Origin of the sequence: Burkholderia sp. AU15512 (assembly GCF_002223325.1) — a bacterium.
Classification (GTDB): Bacteria; Pseudomonadota; Gammaproteobacteria; order Burkholderiales; family Burkholderiaceae; genus Burkholderia.
This window is the reverse complement of the sequence record NZ_NKEX01000003.1, coordinates 352,553-370,256: the sequence shown is the minus strand read 5'-3', so window position 1 is coordinate 370,256 and position 17,704 is coordinate 352,553. Positions and strand designations below refer to the sequence as shown.

Genomic DNA, 17,704 nt, shown 5'->3' with positions numbered 1-17,704 from the left:
ACGCGCCCACGCTGCCCATTTTCGCGCGCCGCCCGGACGGCGCGCTCCCCAGGAGATTCACATGATTCGATCCGCCCCGCTTCGCCGCCTCGCGACGGGCGCGCTGGCCGCCGCCGCGCTGACGGCCGCCGCCGGCGCACTCGCCGAGCCGCAAGGTTTCCTCGAGACCGTGCATCGCCACACCACGCTCGTCAACACGGTGCCGGACAACGGCGACCAGAACCCGTACGCGATCGCGGTCGCGCCGGTGTCGGCCGGCACGATCCAGGCGGGCGACGTGCTCGTCGACAACTTCAACAACGCGGCGAACCTGCAGGGCACCGGCAGCACGATCGTCAACTACCGCCCGTCGACGAAGCAGCTGAGCCTGTTCGCGTCGATTCCGCGCGACCTGAAGGGCTGCCCCGGCGGCGTCGGCCTGTCGACGGCGATGACGATGCTGAAATCCGGCTGGGTGATCGTCGGCAGCACGCCGAGCAACGACGGCACGACTAACACCAAGGGCGCCGGCTGCCTGATCGTGCTCGATCCGCAAGGCAAGATCGCGTCGACGTGGTCGACCCCGAACATCAACGACCCGTGGGGCAACATGGCCGTGGTCGACCGCGGCGACAGCGCGACGCTGTTCGTCAGCATGGCCGGCTTCGGCGTCGGCGGCGCGGACGGCAATCCGCCCGTCTACAAGCAGGCGACGGTACTGCGTCTCGACCTCGACGTGCCGGCCGGCAAGCCGCCCGTGATCAAGCGGGAAACGGTCGTCGCGAGCGGCCTCGGCGCGCAGGCCGACAAGGGCGTGTTCCTGGTCGGCCCGACCGGCCTCGCGCTGTCGGGCGACCAGAAGAAACTGTATGTGTCGGACGCGATCGGCAATCGCATCGTCGAGATCGACGATCCGCTCACGCGCGACACCAGCGCGGGCGTGGGCCGCCAGGTCACCGCCGACGGCTTCCTGCGCCGCCCGCTCGCGCTCGCCACCGCGCCGAACGGCCACCTGCTCGCGACCAACGCGCAGAACGGCCAGGTCGTCGAGATCGATCCGGTCGCCGGCAAGCAGATCTACGCGCGCTGGATCAATACCGACAAGGCGCAATCGCCCCCCGGCAACGGCAACCTGTTCGGCATCGCGATGACGCCTGAAGGCGACGGCTTCTACTACGTCGCGGACGACGTCAACACTCTGCTGCTCGCGAAGTAAGGGAGCCCATCATGGCAGACGATTCCAACCAGCCACCGCGCCCCGCACGGCGCGGCTTCCTGAAGGCGGGCGGCGCCGCGGTGGCCGCCGGCCTCGCGGCGGCGTCGATCCCGGCCGCGCAGGCCGCTGATGCACCCGCCGCCGCACCCGCGCCCGCTGCCGCGCATGACGGCGTCGAGCCGTTCTACGGCAAGCACCAGAGCGGCATCACGACGCCGCAGCAGCGCCACGCGTATTTCGCGGCGCTCGACCTGACGACCGCCCAGCGCGCGGATGTCATCGCGCTGCTGAAAACCTGGACCGACGCCGCCGCGCGGATGGCGCGCGGCGATACCGCGCAACCGCTCGCCACGACGGGCAGCGACGAAGTCGCGCCGGCGGACGGGGGCGACGCGCTCGGCCTCGGCCCCGCACGCCTGACGATAACGTTCGGCTTCGGCCCCGGCATGTTCGCGCTCGCCGGCAAGGACCGCTATGGCCTCGCCAAGCATCGCCCCGCCGCGCTGGTCGACCTGCCGCGTTTCAACGGCGACCAGTTGCTGCCGGAAAAGACTGGCGGCGACCTGTTCATCCAGGCGTGCGCGGACGACGCGCAGGTCGCGTTCCACGCAGTGCGCCAGCTCGTGCGCCTCGGCGCGAAAGCGGCGCAGATGCGCTGGGGCCAGGCCGGCTTCACGTCGGGCAAGCCCGGCGAAACGCCGCGCAACCTGATGGGCTTCAAGGACGGCACGATGAATCCGCCGATGTCCGATCCGGCCGCGATGAACGAATTCGTGTGGGCCGGCAGCGAAGGCCCGGCATGGATGAACGGCGGCACCTACACGGTCGTGCGCCGGATCCGCATCACGCTCGAGCACTGGGACAACACGGAACTCGGCTTCCAGGAGCAGGTGGTCGGCCGTCACAAGTACAGTGGGGCGCCGCTCGGCCAGAAGCACGAGTTCGAGGCGCTCGATCTCGACGCGGCCGACAAGGACGGCAACCCGGTGATCCCCGACAACGCGCACGCGCGTCTCGCGTCGCCGCAGTTGAACAACGGCGCGCAGATCCTGCGACGCGCGTACTCGTACAACGACAGCACGAACTTCTACATCGAGCGCTGGCCGCCGTGGCGCCAGCAGACCGAGTACGACGCGGGGCTGATGTTCGTCGCGCACCAGCGCGACCCGCGCAAGGGCTTCATTCCGATCAACGAGAAGCTCGCGAAGCTGGACATCATGAACCAGTTCACCACGCACGTCGGCAGCGCGATCTTCGCGTGCCCGCCGGGCGCGCAACCGGGTTCGTACATCGGCGCCGCGCTGTTCGAGGCATGACGACGCACAACGCAAGGCAACGCACACCTTCCCGGCCCGGCCGGGTGCAACCTGCTGAAAACCACATGAACACTTCACCCGTTAGCCGCCCGCTGCGGCACCTGATTTCCGCGGCGGCCGCCGCGCTGATGCTGACCGGCGCGCTGCACGCCGCGCGCGCGCATGCCGCGACGCTCACGCTGTACAACGCGCAGCACGAGCAGGTCGTCAACCAGCTCGTCAAGGACTTCGAAGCGCAGAGCGGCATCACCGTGAAGGTGCGCTCGGGCGAAGGCCCGGCGCTCGCCGCGCAGCTCGTCGCGGAAGGCGACCGCACACCGGCCGACGTGTACTTCACCGAGAACTCGCCGGAGCTCGTGCTGCTCGACCGCAAGGGCCTGTTCGCGAAGACCGACGCCGCCACGCTGCAGTCGGTGCCCGCGCGCTTCAACCCGGCGGACGGCAACTGGGTCGGCGTGCTCGCGCGCGAGAACGTGCTCGTCTACAACACCGCGAAAATCCAGCCGCAGCAGCTGCCCGCTTCGCTGCTCGATCTCGCGAAGCCGGAATGGAAGGGCAAGGTCGGCGTCGCGCCGAGCGACGCGGACTTCCTGCCGCTCGTGAGCGCGGTGCTCGCACTGCACGGCGAAGCCGCGACACTGCAATGGCTGAAGGGCCTGAAGGCCAACGCGCAGATCTTCGACGACGACGAAGGCGTGACGGCGGCCGTCAACCGCGGCGGCGTGCTGACCGGCATCGTCAACAACTACTACTGGGACCGCCTGCACGCCGAGCTCGGCGACAAGTCGACCCGCAGCGCGATCTACCACTTCGGCAAGGGTGACGTCGGCGGGGCCGTCAACGTGTCCGGCGCCGCGGTGCTGAAGGCGTCGAAGCACCAGCCGGAAGCGCAGAAGTTCGTCGCGTATCTCGTCAGCGAGCGCGCGCAGAAACTGATGGCCGGCGGCCACATCAGCTTCGAGTATCCGCTGCATCCGGGCGTCGCGCCCGACCCGATCCTGAAGCCGTTCAACGAACTGAGCCCGCCGGCGCTGACGTTCGAACAGCTCGGCGACGACAGCCAGGCCGGCAAGCTGCTGCGCCAGGCCGGTCTGCTCTGACCATGAGCGACGCCGTGTCCCGCACGGCACGCAGCGCACGCGACGGCGCGCCCACCGCGACACGGCGCCGCCCGCCACGCGCGCTCGTCGCCGCGGCCGCGTGCGGGCCGCTTGCGATCCTGCTGCCGCTCGGCTTCACGCTGTACCGCGCGGCCACCTTCGGCGTCGACGATGCGATCGAGCTGCTGTGGCGCCCGCTCGTCGGCGAACTGCTGGTCAACACGCTGTCGATCACGCTCGCCGCGACCCTCGCGTGCACGCTGCTCGGCACGGCGCTCGCATGGTTCATCGAGCGCACCGACCTGCCCGCCCGGCCGCTGTGGACCGCGCTCGCGGCCGCGCCGCTCGCGGTGCCGCCGTTCATCACGAGCTATGCGTGGGTGTCGCTGAGCCTCGACCTGCAGGATTTCCTCGGCGCGCTGATCGTGCTGACTTCCGCATACTTCCCGCTCGTCTACCTGCCGGTGGCCGCCGCGCTGCGCGAGCTCGACCCCGCGCTGGAGGAAAGCGCGCGCACGCTCGGCTGCTCGCCGTGGCATACCTTCTTGCGCGTCGTGCTGCCGCAGCTGCGCCCCGCGCTGTGCGGCGGGATGCTGCTCGTCGCGCTCGGCGTGCTGTCCGAGTTCGGCGCATTCCAGTTGCTGCGCTTTCGCACCTTCACCACCGAGATCTATGCGGAATACCGCACCGCATTCGACGGCGGCGGCGCCTCGCTGCTCGGCTGCGTGCTGATCGCGCTGTGCCTGCTGTGCCTCGCGATCGAGGCACGCGCACGCGGCCATGCGCGCTATGGCCATACGCACCGTGCCGCGCGCCGCGTCGCGATGCGTTATCCGCTCGGCCGTCTGCGCGGCCCCGTCACCGTCGCGTTCGCCGCGCTCGCAGCGGCGACGCTCGGCGTCCCGCTCGCGATGATCGGCTACTGGCTCACGCAACAGGGCGCGGCCGCCGTCACGCCGGCCGACGTGTCGCCCGAACTGCTGTGGCAGGCCACGCTCGCGTCGTCCGGCTACGGCCTGATGGCGGCAGCCGTCACGACGCTGCTCGCGCTGCCGCTCGCGTTCCTGCTGGTTCGCTATCCCGGCCGCGTCGCGACGCTCCTCGAGCGCACCGCGATGACCGTGCAGGGCGTGCCGGGCATCGTCGTCGCGCTGGCGATCGTGTCGATCACGGTGCGGCTGCTGCAGCCGCTCTACCAGAGCGCACCGGCGCTCGTCGGCGCATACGCGATCCTGTTCCTGCCGCTCGCGGTCGTCAGCGTGCGCGCCGCGCTGTCGCACGTGCAGGTCCGGCTCGAGGAAACCGCCCGCTCGCTCGGCCTCGGCTGGCGCGCGACGCTCACGCGCGTGGTGCTGCCGCTCGCGGCGCCCGGCCTCGGCGCGGCCGCGACGATGGTGTTCATCTCGGTCGTGACGGAACTCAACGCGACGCTGCTGCTGTCGCCGATCGGCACCCGCACGCTCGCGACGCAGGTGTGGAGCGATACGGCGACGCTTGCGTTCGCCGCCGCGGCGCCCTACGCGGCGCTGCTCGTCGCGCTGTCGCTCGGCGCGTCGGGACTGCTGTTCCTGCTGCTCGGCCGCGCGTCGGTGCGCGACTGAGCGCCGCCCTTTTTCCCCGGAACCGCCCATGAGCGAACTACGCATCCTCGGCCTGTCGAAATCGTTCGGAGCGCATACCGTCCTGCACGACATCGACCTCACGGTGCGGCGCGGCTCGCGCCTCGCGCTGCTCGGCCCGTCCGGCAGCGGCAAGACCACCCTGCTGCGCGTGCTGTGCGGCTTCGAGCGCGCCGAGCGCGGCACCGTCGAAATCGACGGGCGCCGCGTGGCCGCGCCCGACGTGCACGTGCCGCCCGAACAGCGCCGGATCGGCTACGTGCCGCAGGAAGGCGCGCTGTTTCCGCATCTGTCGGTGGCCGACAACATCGCGTTCGGGCTGCCGCGCGCGGCGCGGCGGCGCCATCATCGCGTCGACGAACTGCTCGAGATGGTCGGGCTGCCCGCGTCGTATGCGAGCCGTGCGCCGCAGCAACTGTCCGGCGGACAGCAGCAGCGCGTCGCGCTCGCTCGTGCGCTCGCGCCCGAGCCGTCGCTCGTGATCCTCGACGAACCGTTCTCCGCGCTCGACACGTCGCTGCGCCACGAAACGCGCAGCGCGGTCGCCGATGCGCTCGCCGCGGCAGGCGCGACCTCGGTGCTCGTCACGCACGACCAGCCCGAGGCGATGACGCTCGGCGACGAAGTGGCGGTGATGTGGCACGGCCGGCTCGTGCAGACGGCCGCGCCGCAGACGCTGTACCGGCAGCCCGTCACGCGCGACGTCGCGTCGTTCGTCGGGCAGGCGGTGCTGCTCGCCGGCCGCGTGTGCAACATGCGCATCGCCTGCGCGCTCGGCGACCTGCCGCTCGTCGCGCCGCTGCCCGACGGGCCGGCCGATGCGATGCTGCGTCCCGAGCAGATCGGCATCGTGCCGGTCACGCACGGCGACGCGGCGCGCGGCCATACGGCGCGTGTCGAAGCCGTGCAATTCGCGGGCCAGGACGCCGACGTGCTCGTGCGCCTCGATGCCGATGGCGACGTGCGCGTGCGCGCACGCGTGCCGGGACACCGGTGTCCGGCCGTCGGCGAACGTGTCGCATTGGTGGTGGATGGCGCGGTGATGGCGTACGCGCGCTGAGCGGCGCGGGCCGTCGCGGCGGGCACTTACTCGCACTTACTCGCGTTCAGTCGCGTTCAGTCGCGCTCGCCCGCGTTCAGGCATCGGCGCAGCCCACCTCCGACAACGGGCGGAAGATCCGGCCCTCCGTCTCGACCGTCGCGCCCAGCAGCCGCGCGAGCCCCTTTGCGCCTTCGCGCATCACGACGTCGTGGTTCCAGCGGAACAGCGGGCGACCGAGCGGCTCCAGCCGGTTCATCCAGCGCACGTGCGTGCGGATGTGCCAGTCGTAGCGCACGATCGTACGTGCGCCGTCGGCGACGAACGACCAGCATCCGTCGCCTTCGATCGCACCGCTCGCGCGGCCTTCGAGCACATGCGGCGGCTCGACGCGCCGCACGCGCATGTCGAAGGTCAGCCGGTACGGCAGCGCTCCCTTCCATGTGTAACGGTGCAGCGCGCCGACGCCGCGCGCGTCGCCCGGTTCGATCTCGACGGTGCGCACGGCACCCTTCCACCAGACGGGCCAGCGGTCGACCTGGTAGATCGCGTCCCACACCGCCGCGAGCGGCGCGTCCACGCGCCAGGTCGTCGAGAACCGGTATTCCGCCATGCAGCCTCCGGCATGCCCGTCACGGGCATGAGTCAGCGCACCGCTCAGGGCGCGAAGAAGCGTTCGGGAAACGCGACATCGATTTCGATATCGTCGAGCGTCACGGTTTCGAGCGGCACGTCGTCATCGTCCGCGAAGCTGACGACCTTCAGCGGAAAGCCGTCCTCGGTATCGAGCCACAGCCGGTAGCGATGCACGCCGTCGACCACATGCGCGGGCGCGCCCGTGACCGACACGCGCAGCGCGGTCCGGCCGCCGACGGCCTCCTCGCCTTCGGTCACCGTCGCGCCGCCTTCCTGCAGCGCATGGACGTTGCGCAGCAGTTCGCCGACGTCCGACCGGTCGACCCGGTGGCCGCTGCGGTCGCGCACGAGCGGATTGGACGGCGACAGCGTCAGCGCGGGCGGCGCATGCACGCCGAACGGACGCAGCCGCACCTTGCCGTCGCCGGGATCGTACGCGAGCACCGCGCCGTGATGCGGCGACACGAAATCCATCCGGACGAAGCCCGGTTTCAGGTACGCGTAATGGATTTCGGTGCGCTCGCCGCCGCGCGCGGACGAGCGGATCGTCGCGCGGTACGAGCGGACGTGGTCGAAATGCGCCTGCGCGACGGTCACGGGATCGGCGGTCATGCTCGCTCCTATCAGGCTCGCGGCCAGCAACGCGGCGATCACGGCGCCGCCTCGACATCGAGCACGCCTTCCATCCCGCGCTCGCGATGGCTCCTGAAAAACAGCAGCCGATGCGTGCAATAGTAGGCGAACCGGCCCGGCTGCGCCGGCGTGAAGCGAAACGTCTTCGGCGTCGTGCCGAGCTCGGCGCGCACCGCGATGCCGGCCTGCGGCGCATCGATTTCGAAGCTGTGCGGCACCAGGCCGGGCTCGGCCGCCACGGTCAGCTCGACCGGCACGTGCGCCCGCACGATCACGTGGTTCGGTCGGAAGAAATAGCTGCCGCCGACGATCGCCACCCGTTGCACGCCGTCGGCGTCGACGGGCACGCGCAGCGGCGCGTCGCCGTCCGCCTGCGCAAGCGCCGTGCCCACGGCGAGCCCCGCGAGTACCAGCATCGGCACGCGCCGCTTCGTCATCGTCGTCTTCATCACCTGCTCCCTGCCGGCGGCGGCGCGCGCGTCACCCCTTCCACGCGTCGGTCGGGCCGCCTAGCGCGCCGCACGCGTCGATCGCGAGTTCGCGCAGGCGTCGTTCGTCGCCCTGGCCGGACAATGCGTAGCCCATCCCGCGATCCGACCAGAAATACGTGTAGCGGCCACCGGCCAACATCGCCTGCGGCGCGAGGCGCCGTGTGTCGTAGGCCGTCATGTACAGCGTCACGCGCGCGCCGTCCGCGCGCTGGTACATGAGTTGCGCGGCCGGCCCCGCTTCGCCGGGGAGCAGCCGGCCGCCGAGCAACCGGTAACCGTATTCGTCGAGCGACGGCGCACGCACGGGACGCCCGAGGCGCGCGGACAGCCACGCGACGAGATGGTCAGGATCGCCCGCACCGACCTCGACCGGATGGTCGTGGTCGGCCACGTACGTCGCATAGGCGGCATCCGCGCGTGCGGCGAACGCCGGCTCACCGCCGAATGCCACCCAGCCCGCATGCAGCGCGACACCGATCAGCAGCCCGGCCGCGAGCGCAGCGAATGCATAGGCGATCCCGCGCCGGCGCGGCGCACGGCGTTGCACGAACAGCGCGGGCGCGGCGGCCGGCAGCGGGAACAGCGCCTGCAGCGCGTCGCGCTGCGCCCGGTAATGCGCGAATCGTTTGGCCTCCTGCGGATCGGCCAGCACGCGCTCGAGCACCTCGCGACGCTCGTGCCCGGACAGCTCGCCGTCCAGCAACGCGGACAGCAGTTGCGCCGACGCATCGTCGTCCCGCTCGTTCGAAGGCTTGTGCGGATCGTCCATCATGTCTTCCCGATCACCCGTAATGCCGCCGTGCCGTGCGCCGGCGGCTCGTCGGACAACAGCGCGCGCATCTGCCCGCGCGCCCGTGCAAGCCGCGACATCACCGTGCCCACCGGGACGCCGAGCACCGCTGCGGCATCGCGATAGCTCAATTCCTCGAGCGCGACCAGCAGCAGCACCTCGCGCTGTTCGACCGGCAGCCGATACAGCGCGCGCTGCACGTCGCGCAGCACCAGCCCGCCGATTTCGCCGGCCGGTGCGGCCATCGTCTGCCACGGCGCCGTCGCATCGTCGACCGCGATCTCGTGCCGTGCGCGCAACTGGTCGATGAAGCGGTGCCGCAGCAGCGTCAGCAGCCACGCGCGCAGGTTGCCGCCGTCGCGCGGCGGGCGGTTCAGCGCCCGCTCGAGGGTGTCCTGCACGAGATCGTCCGCCCAGGCCCGGTCACCCGTCAGCGCGCGCGCATAACGCGTGAGATGCGGCAACCACACCAGCAGATCCGATTCGTAGCTCATCAGGATGCCTCGCGCACCGCCCCACCGCCCGTCGTCACGGACGCGCGACGTGCCACATGCCGCCGACCCCGTCGCCGCCCGTGTCGCCGGGCTTGTGATCGAGCTTCCAGCGATACAGCGGGCGCCCGCGGTACGCCCATTGCTTGCTGCCGTCGTCACGCGCGACGAGACTCAGCGCACCCACTGGCTTGTCGTACGCGTCGGCGCGCGCAGGCGGCCAGTTGGCCGCGCACGCGCTGTCGCACACGCTCTTGCCGGGCGCATCGCGATCGAACACGTACAGCGTCATGCGATCTTCGTCGACGAGCTTTCCGTCGCCGGCTCGTGGTGGTTCCGCGGCGGCCGGCCGCACGATTGACGCCGTCAGCGCGGCGGCGACGAGTATCCGTTTCATGCCCTTTCTCCTTGACACGGCATCGCGACACGGCGGCACCGGCCGGGACGATCGGCTTCGTCACGACCATTATCCCGCCGGCCGGCGCTGCCGGGATTCGGTAGGTAAACGGATGGAGGCGACCGGTTATTCCACGCCGGCCGGCGAGCGTCGTTGGCGGCGGCGGCAGCCATTCGTGCGACGCAGGAAAAAAGGGACACCAAAAGACAACGCGGCATGACATCGCTGCCATGCCGCGTTGTGCGGCCCGTTGCGCACGGCGGCCGATCCGGCTCCGCCGTGCGTGCGCGGCCGGTTACTTCGGCAGTGCACCCGTCAGCGACTGGAGCAGCGACGACACCGGCGCGAGCGGGTTGCCCGGCGCGCTGTTGCCCGAATGCGGCGTGACCGACAGGCCCGGCGCGGAGCCGAGCGCCGTGCCCACCGTCGTACCGACTGCGTTGACGACCGTCGCCGTCGCGTTGGCACCCGTCGTCAGCAGCGAGCCGACTGCGCCCGCCGTGCCGCCGGCCGCGTTCGCGCCCGAGCCGAGCAGGCTGCCGCCCGCCGCCGCCGTCGAACCGGCCGCGCCCGACAGCGCGCCGGCCGCCTGCCCGAGGGCCGCCGGACCGTTCGCGAGTGCGCCCGTCACCGAACCGAGCGCACCGGTCAGGTTGCTGCCGCCCGTCAGGCCGCTCACGAGGTTCGTGATCGGTGCGATCGGGTTGCTGCCCGCCGCGCCCGACAGCGTGCCGACGACCTGGTTGACGACGCCTTGCACCGGCGCCAGCGGGTTCGAGCCGCCGAGGTTGCCGAGCGTGCCGACCACCTGGTTCACGACGCCCTGTACCGGCGCCAGCGGGTTCGAGCCGCCGAGGTTGCCGAGTGCGCCCACGACGGAGCCGACCGCGTTACCCAGGGCATTCGTGGCCGTGCCGACCGCGTTGCTGTTGCCGAGCGTGCCGACCACCTGGTTCACGACGCCCTGCACCGGCGCCAGCGGGTTCGAGCCGCCGAGGTTGCCGAGTGCGCCCGTCACCGAGCCCAGTGCGCCGGTCAGCGCGCCGGCTGCGTTGCCGCCCGTCGGCAGCGCGTTCTGCAGGCCGTTGACGAGGTTCGTGATCGGCGTGATCGGGCTACCGCCACCGGCGCCGGACAGCGTGCCGACGACCTGGTTCACGACGCCTTGCACCGGCGCCAGCGGGCTCCCCGCGCCGCCAAGCGTGCCGGCGAGCTGCGTGACGACGCCCTGCACCGGCGCCAGCGGGCTTCCCGCGCCACCGACGTTGCCGAGCGTGCCCGTGATCGTGTTGACCGCGTTGCTCAGTGCACCGGCCGGGTTGCCGCTGCCGAGCGTACCCGTGACCTGGTCGACGACGCTCTGGATCGGCGCCAGCGGGTTCGAGCCGCCACCGATACCGCCCAGTGCGCCCGTCACCGTGCCGAGTGCGCCGGTCAGTGCGCCTGCCGGATTGCCGCTGCCGAGTGCGCCCGTGACTTGATTGACGACACCTTGTACCGGCGCCAGCGGGTTCGAGCCGCCGCCGATACCGCCTAGTGCGCCGGTCACCGTGCCGAGGGCACCGGTCAGTGCACCGGCCGGGTTGCCGCTGCCGAGTGCACCCGTGACTTGATTGACGACACCTTGCACCGGCGCCAGCGGGTTCGAGCCGCCACCGATGCCGCCCAGTGCGCCGGTCACCGTGCCGAGGGCACCGGTCAGTGCGCCGGCCGGATTGCCGCCCCCGAGCGCGCCCGTCACTTGATTGACGACACCTTGCACCGGCGCCAGCGGGTTCGAACCACCGCCGATACCGCCCAGTGCACCCGTCACCGTACCAAGTGCCCCGGTCAACGCGCCAGCCGGGTTGCCGCCACCGAGCGCACCCGTTACTTGATTGACGACGCCTTGCACCGGCGCCAGCGGGTCCGCGCCACCGCCGATGCCACCCAGTGCGCCCGTCACCGTACCGAGTGCGCCTGTCAATGCACCTGCCGGGTTGCCGCCACCGAGCGCACCCGTCACTTGATTGACGACACCTTGAACCGGCGCCAGCGGGTTCGAGCCGCCACCGATACCGCCTAGTGCACCCGTCACCGTGCCGAGGGCACCGGTCAATGCACCTGCCGGGTTGCCGCTGCCGAGTGCGCCCGTGACTTGATTGACGACGCCTTGTACCGGCGCCAGCGGGTTCGAACCGCCGCCGATACCGCCGAGCGCCCCCGTTGCCGTACCGAGTGCGTTGCTCAGTGCCCCGGTCGCCGTGTTCAGCGCACCGGTCAACGCACCTGCCGGGTTGCCGCTACCGAGCGCACCCGTCACTTGATTGACGACACCTTGAACCGGCGCCAGCGGGTCCGCGCCGCCGCCGATACCGCCCAGCGCGCCCGTCACCGTGCCAAGGGCACCGGTTAGTGCGCCTGCCGGGTTGCCGCCACCGAGCGCACCCGTCACTTGATTGACGACGCCTTGAACCGGCGCCAGCGGATCCGCGCCACCGCCGATGCCACCCAGTGCGCCCGTCACCGTACCGAGTGCGCCAGTCAATGCACCTGCCGGGTTGCCGCCACCGAGCGCACCCGTCACTTGATTCACGACACCCTGAACCGGCGCCAGCGGATTTGAACCACCGCCGATACCACCCAGTGCGCCCGTGACCGTGCCGAGCGCGCCAGTCAATGCACCTGCCGGATTGCCGCCACCGAGCGCGCCCGTCACTTGATTGACAACACCTTGAACCGGCGCCAGCGGGTTCGCCCCACCGCCGACATTACCCAGTGCCCCCGTTACCGTGCCAACCGCATTGCTCAGCGTCCCCGTCGCCGTATTCAGCGCACCGGTCAACGCACCTGCCGGGTTGCCGCCGCTCAGCGCACCCGTCACCTGATTCAGCACACCCTGGACCGGCGCGAGCGGCTGCACCGTGCCGCCGCCACCGCCGAGTGCGCCCGTCACCGCCCCCACGGCGCCCGACAGTACCTGGCCGGGATCGCCCAGCGACGTCTGGATCGCGCCTGCCCCGCCTGCCGCCACGGTGACCGAGCCCAGCGGCGACGTCCCCGTCGCGACCAACCCGACCGACACGCTGTTCGTCGGCGGGTTGACGATCACTTGCGGAATCGGCAGCGCATCAAGGGCCCCCGCCATCGCGGAACCCGAAGCCAGTACCCCGAACACCGTCGCGACCGACAGCGCTACACCCGTCAATTTCAAATTGTGTCCCATCTTTATTTTCCCCATCTCGGTTGGCACAACGTTGATAAAGCATGGGGACGGATTGCACGAAGTGTGCCAATTCGAAAAACAGGATTGATTCGTCTGTCTATTGACGGGCAATAACGCTTTTTTAATCGATTTCAGACGAAATACACGGCCCTGGCGCCGCAATCATCTGACGAAAAGGCCGGCTGAACGCGGATGTAACGTAACGTTTGCGAGCCCCGTGGTAACGTGTTCCGGTACATTCCACGTAACACCGGAACGTCCGCCGCAACGACGTGCCACATCATCACGAGCAGTTGGCCGTTACGCATTTCATCAATATGAAAATGCATTGATAAATCGCCGATTTGCTGATTTTCTTTATTTCTCGATTATCTTTCTTGCCGATTACGCAGATCATTTCCGATTGCGTGATTTCCGATAATTCGGATAGCAGACTGAAACATTGTGAAGACCGGCGCGCGCGACGCAGCGCGCGCCGCCGGATCAGCCGAAGCGCGCAGGCCGGTACGGATGGGGATCGATATAGGTCGGCGCGCCCGTCATCATTTCGGCGAGCAGGCGTCCGCTTGCGGGGCCGAGCGTGAGCCCGTGATGGCAATGGCCGAATGCGAACCACAGGTGGCGATGGCGCGGCGCGGGCCCGATCACCGGGCGCATGTCGGGCGTGCAAGGACGCATTCCGAGCCACGGCTCGGGATCGAGCCGCTCGCCGATGCCGAACGCGTCGCGCGCCAGCGGCTCGGCGCGCGCGAGCTGCACGCCGGTCGGCGGTGCGCCGCGCAGCGCGATCTCGACACCGGTGGTGAGCCGCAGGCGGCCGCCTTCCATCGGCGCGACGACGAAACCTGCCTCGGTATCGCACACGGGCACGTTCAGCGGCGCGCGCGTCGGCCGGTAGTGCATGTGATAGCCGCGCTTCGCGCGCAGCGGAATCCGGTAGCCGAGCGGCTCGAAGACGTGATCGGACCACGGCCCGAGCGCCACCACGGCCGAGCGCGCCGAAATCGGCCCGTGCTCGGTACCGACCTGCCAGCCGTCATCCACCTGCACGAGCGTCCTGGCATCGCCGAGCGCGAACGTGCCGCCGTCGCGCTCGAACAGCCGCGCGTAGGCCTTGGTCAGCCCGCCCGGGCTCGACACGGTCTTCGGGTCCTGCCAGTGGAACGCGCCGCAGAACGCGTCGCCGATACCGGGCTCGCGCGCCCGCAACGCACGTGCGTCGAGCACCGTCATCCGCAGCCCGTGCGCGTCGGCCACGCGCTGCTGCGCGCGCGTTTCCGCATCGAACAGCGCGGGCGAACGGAACGCCTCGATCCACCCGCCGTCGTGCACGAGCGGCTGCGCATCGGTGCGCGCGAGCAACGCGTCGTGCTCCACGACGCTCGCCGCGACGAGCGGTAACAGGTCGCGCGCGGCGGCCGCGAGCCGCTGCGGCGACGATTCGCGCCAGAAGCGCGCGAGCCAGCCCGCATATGCGGGCAGCGCGCGGTAGTCCCAGTAGAGATCGACCGAGCGGTTGCGCGCATAGCGCAGCAGCGTGCCGAGCCGGCGCGGAAATGCGTACGGCACGACCGACGAGCGCTCGATCAGCCCCGCATTGCCGTGGCTCGTTTCCTCGCCGGGCGCGCGCCGGTCGACGAGCGCGACGCGCAGCCCGCGATCCTGCAGATGCAGCGCCGACGACACGCCGACGATGCCGGCCCCCAGAACGATGACGTCGAAATCCATGGTTCCCCGTACTGCGTCGAGATTTAGTACGACACGCGCCGGCGCAGCGGCCGGCGCGCGGCGGTCATGACGATTACTTCGAGACGATGTCGCGCTTGAAGTACTTCTGCGACAGCGCGCTGAGCGTGCCGTCCTTCTTCAGCGCGTCGAGCGCGCCGACGACCTTCGCCTGCAGCGCCTTGTCGTTCTTGCGCATCCCGAAGCCCGTGCCTTCACCGAGCGTCGCCGGATCCTTCAGCGGCTCGCCGACGATCTGGTAGTCGCGCCCGGCCGGCTTGTCGAGGAAACCGTCCTGCGCGGTCTGCGCTTCCTGCACGGCCGCGTCGAGACGCCCCGCGACGAGGTCGGCATAAATCTGGTCCTGATCCTGGTACGACACGACGGCCACGCCCGCGTTGGCCCAGTGCGCCTTCAGGAAATCCTCCTGCGACGAGCCCTGCAGCACGCCGACGTGCTTGCCGCGCAGGCTCGCGACGTCGGGCCGCAACGGCGAACCGTGCTTCGCGATCATCACGATCGGCACCACGTAGATCGCCGGCGTGAAGTCGATGCTCTGCCGGCGCTTCGACGTGATGTTCATCGCCGAGTTGATCACGTCGAACTTGCGCGCCTGCAGCGCCGGGATCAGGCCGTCGAACGCATTCTCGACCCACACGCATTTCATGTTCAGCTTCGCGCACACCGCGTTGCCGATGTCGACGTCGAAGCCCTGCAGCTGGCCGGCCGGCGTCTTGCTCTCGAACGGCGGATAGGCGGCTTCGATGCCGAAGCGCAACGTGGTCTGTTCCGCATGGGCCGTGACGGCCGCGCAGGCAAGCGCCGCAGCGGCGCAAAGGGAGAGCTTCCAGTTCATGACGGTCCTTCCGTTCCGGATTGAGGCGATGAAGATCGGTACACGACGGCCCGGGCCGGGCCGGAGGCCGGATCGGCATTCGAACCAGGCAGCCGCCACGCGGCGACGTGTCGTGTCCTGCACGCGAAATATAGACTCAAAGTCTACTATAGACTATAGGGGATACGAGAATCGTGCCCCGATACGCGACGTCGAAAATTCGACACCCATCCCTACCCCCCTTGATTTACCTGAAATTTTTCCGAACCACGCGACGGAACGGCATCTCGAAAAGAAAAATTCTCCCGACTTCGTTTGTCTATATTAGACTTTTCGTCCATCACGAACACTGCCGGACACCGTCGATCGAGACTGTCCTGTCCGGCCCCGACCGGAGATGTCCCCATGACGCAAACCGCCCCGACCCTGCCGCTGACCGTCGACGAAGCCGCGGTGCGCGCGGCCCTGCCGTCGCTCGACGTGCTCGGCACGCTGCGCAGCATGTTCGCGTCGCTCGCCGCGGCGCGCGCGGTGCAGCCGCCGCAAACGCTGACGCTGTTTCCCGACCAGGCCGGCGACTTCATCACGTATCTCGGCGCGCTCGCCGACGCGCAGGTATTCGGCGCGAAGCTGTCGCCGTATGTCGTGACGGGCGGCAAGCCCGACGGGAAACCGATCGTCACCGCCTGGACCGCGCTGATGTCGATGCGCACGGGCCAGCCGCTGATGTGGTGCGACGCCGGCCTGCTGACCGTCGAGCGCACGGCCGGCACGACCGCGCTCGCGGTCGACTGCCTCGCACCGCGCGCCGCACGCCATCTCGCGATCGTCGGCGCGGGCGCGGTCGGCCTCGCGCACCTGCGGCACACGGCGGGCTTGCGCGACTGGGAGACGATCCGCGTGTACTCGCCGTCGCTCGCCGGCGACGCGGCGCAGCAGGCGGCACTCGCGCAGCTCGATCCGCGTGCGCGCGCCGCGGCGAGCGTCGAAGCCTGCGTGCGCGACGCGGACGTCGTGATGCTGTGCACGTCGTCCGGCACGCCCGTGCTCGGCGACGGGATGCTCACGCGCCCCGCGCTCGTCACGTCGATCAGCACGAACGTCGCGCGCGCCCACGAGATCCCGCCCGCCTGGCTGCCCGACATGGACGTGTACTGCGACTACCGGCACACGACGCCCGCGAGCGCCGGCGAGATGCAGATCGCGGCGGCCGAACACGGCTGGGACACCACGCGGATCGCCGGCGACCTGCCCGCGCTCGTCGCCGGCACCTGCCCGGCACCGTCGTACGCCCGTCACGCGTTCTTCCGCTCGATCGGCCTCGGGCTCGAGGACATCGCGATCGCGCACGCGCTGTACACGCATCTGGCACGCGCATGAGCGGCACGCGCGCGCGGGGCCGATACAATGGCGCAACCGCCGCGGCGGCCGCGCGCGGGCGCACGGGCATGCCGGCCAACGGTGCGCCGGCACGCCGGCCCGATGCGCTGCCCGGCCCCCGCCCACCCGAGATGGCGAACCCGATGCGCAAGAAGAAATCCCCCGTCAAAGACCTGCTGCTCACCCGCTATGCGCCGATCGCCGACGGTATCGCCGCACTGTTCTTCCCGTACGCGGAAGTCGTGATCCACGACCTGCACGACCAGACCGTGCTGTATCTCGCGAACAACCTGTCGAAGCGCGAGGTCGGCGACGATTCCGCGCTCGAGGAAATCGATCATTCCGCGCGCGAGCGCGTGATCGGCCCGTACGAGAAGCTGAACTGGGACGGCCGGCGGATGCGCTGCGTGAGCAACGTGCTGTTCGACGACGAAGGCCGCCCGGCCGGGATGATGTGCATCAACTTCAACATCGCGGTGTTCGACGAGGTGCGCGCGACGCTCGACCTGTTCATCAAGGGCGCGGGCGTCGTCGCGCAGCCGGACGAGCTGTTCCGCGACGACTGGCAGGAGCGCATCAACACGTTCCTGCACGGCTGGCTGCGCGAGCGGCAGGTCGGGCTGAACGGGCTCACGCGCGAGCACCGGCGCGAGCTCGTCGAAGCGCTTTACGCGGAGGGCGCGTTCCGCGGCAAGAGCGCGGCGAACTACGTCGCGAACGTGCTCGGGATGGGCCGCGCGACGGTCTACAAGCACCTCAAGCACCTGAAGGAAACGCAGGGCGACGCGTAAGCGCCTCCCCTTCGGGCCGGTTCGCCGCCGCACGCGGCGACGGCCGGGCATCGGCATTCGC

16 protein-coding genes are annotated in these 17,704 nt (G+C 70.1%); 7 read left to right on the top strand and 9 right to left on the bottom strand.

What is annotated here, in order from left to right:
* Positions 1-61 precede the first annotated feature (61 nt).
* From CFB43_RS04200 to CFB43_RS04180, 5 genes are all read left to right on the top strand, one after another.
* On the top strand, positions 62-1,195 hold the full coding sequence (locus CFB43_RS04200) for a hypothetical protein (RefSeq protein ID WP_089494208.1): 1,134 nt from the start codon (positions 62-64) through the stop codon (positions 1,193-1,195).
* An 11-nt stretch (positions 1,196-1,206) separates the two neighbouring features.
* On the top strand, positions 1,207-2,511 hold the full coding sequence (efeB, locus tag CFB43_RS04195) for an iron uptake transporter deferrochelatase/peroxidase subunit (RefSeq protein ID WP_089494207.1): 1,305 nt from the start codon (positions 1,207-1,209) through the stop codon (positions 2,509-2,511).
* A 65-nt stretch (positions 2,512-2,576) separates the two neighbouring features.
* Positions 2,577-3,611, top strand: coding sequence for an iron ABC transporter substrate-binding protein (locus CFB43_RS04190; protein WP_089494206.1), 1,035 nt, complete (start codon positions 2,577-2,579; stop codon positions 3,609-3,611).
* Between the two features lie 2 nt (positions 3,612-3,613).
* Positions 3,614-5,212 (top strand): ABC transporter permease, encoded by a 1,599-nt coding sequence (locus tag CFB43_RS04185; protein WP_089494205.1) that lies wholly within the window; start codon positions 3,614-3,616, stop codon positions 5,210-5,212.
* Between the two features lie 28 nt (positions 5,213-5,240).
* A complete protein-coding gene (locus CFB43_RS04180) occupies positions 5,241-6,290 on the top strand; it encodes an ABC transporter ATP-binding protein (protein ID WP_089494204.1) in 1,050 nt (349 codons plus the stop codon).
* Positions 6,291-6,366: 76 nt separating this feature from the next.
* Here CFB43_RS04180 and CFB43_RS04175 read toward each other — a convergent pair whose 3' ends face one another.
* From CFB43_RS04175 to CFB43_RS04130, 9 genes are all read right to left on the bottom strand, one after another.
* Positions 6,367-6,882, bottom strand: coding sequence for an SRPBCC family protein (locus CFB43_RS04175; protein WP_089494203.1), 516 nt, complete (start codon positions 6,880-6,882; stop codon positions 6,367-6,369).
* A 44-nt stretch (positions 6,883-6,926) separates the two neighbouring features.
* Positions 6,927-7,559, bottom strand: a complete 633-nt coding sequence (locus tag CFB43_RS04170; protein ID WP_089494202.1) for a LolA family protein — start codon at positions 7,557-7,559, stop codon at positions 6,927-6,929.
* Positions 7,556-7,987: a quinol oxidase gene (locus tag CFB43_RS04165; RefSeq protein ID WP_373452528.1), complete on the bottom strand. Its 432-nt coding sequence runs from the start codon at positions 7,985-7,987 to the stop codon at positions 7,556-7,558. Before CFB43_RS04165 ends, CFB43_RS04170 begins: the two co-directional genes overlap by 4 nt.
* Positions 7,988-8,018: 31 nt before the next feature.
* The gene (locus CFB43_RS04160; protein ID WP_089494201.1) at positions 8,019-8,801 is read right to left on the bottom strand and encodes an anti-sigma factor family protein; all 783 of its coding nucleotides are present in this window, start codon (positions 8,799-8,801) and stop codon (positions 8,019-8,021) included.
* Entirely contained in the window at positions 8,798-9,313 is a 516-nt protein-coding gene (locus tag CFB43_RS04155) for a sigma-70 family RNA polymerase sigma factor (protein WP_089472250.1), read from the bottom strand. The genes CFB43_RS04160 and CFB43_RS04155 overlap by 4 nt, the downstream gene beginning before the upstream one ends.
* A gap of 34 nt (positions 9,314-9,347) precedes the next feature.
* Positions 9,348-9,707 carry a COG4315 family predicted lipoprotein gene (locus tag CFB43_RS04150; RefSeq protein ID WP_089494200.1) on the bottom strand — a complete coding sequence of 120 codons (360 nt, stop codon included), beginning with the start codon at positions 9,705-9,707 and terminating at the stop codon, positions 9,348-9,350.
* Positions 9,708-10,002: 295 nt separating this feature from the next.
* Positions 10,003-12,912 carry a beta strand repeat-containing protein gene (locus CFB43_RS04145; RefSeq protein ID WP_089494199.1) on the bottom strand — a complete coding sequence of 970 codons (2,910 nt, stop codon included), beginning with the start codon at positions 12,910-12,912 and terminating at the stop codon, positions 10,003-10,005.
* A gap of 483 nt (positions 12,913-13,395) precedes the next feature.
* Entirely contained in the window at positions 13,396-14,640 is a 1,245-nt protein-coding gene (locus CFB43_RS04135; RefSeq protein WP_089424639.1) for an NAD(P)/FAD-dependent oxidoreductase, read from the bottom strand.
* Positions 14,641-14,713: 73 nt separating this feature from the next.
* Positions 14,714-15,493 (bottom strand): ABC transporter substrate-binding protein, encoded by a 780-nt coding sequence (locus CFB43_RS04130; protein WP_089439353.1) that lies wholly within the window; start codon positions 15,491-15,493, stop codon positions 14,714-14,716.
* Positions 15,494-15,877: 384 nt separating this feature from the next.
* Between CFB43_RS04130 and CFB43_RS04125 the strand changes: the two genes are divergently transcribed.
* Positions 15,878-16,852, top strand: a complete 975-nt coding sequence (locus CFB43_RS04125; protein WP_089494198.1) for an ornithine cyclodeaminase family protein — start codon at positions 15,878-15,880, stop codon at positions 16,850-16,852.
* A complete protein-coding gene (locus CFB43_RS04120) occupies positions 16,849-17,643 on the top strand; it encodes a helix-turn-helix transcriptional regulator (protein ID WP_069247283.1) in 795 nt (264 codons plus the stop codon). The genes CFB43_RS04125 and CFB43_RS04120 overlap by 4 nt, the downstream gene beginning before the upstream one ends.
* The last annotated feature ends 61 nt before the right edge of the window (positions 17,644-17,704 follow it).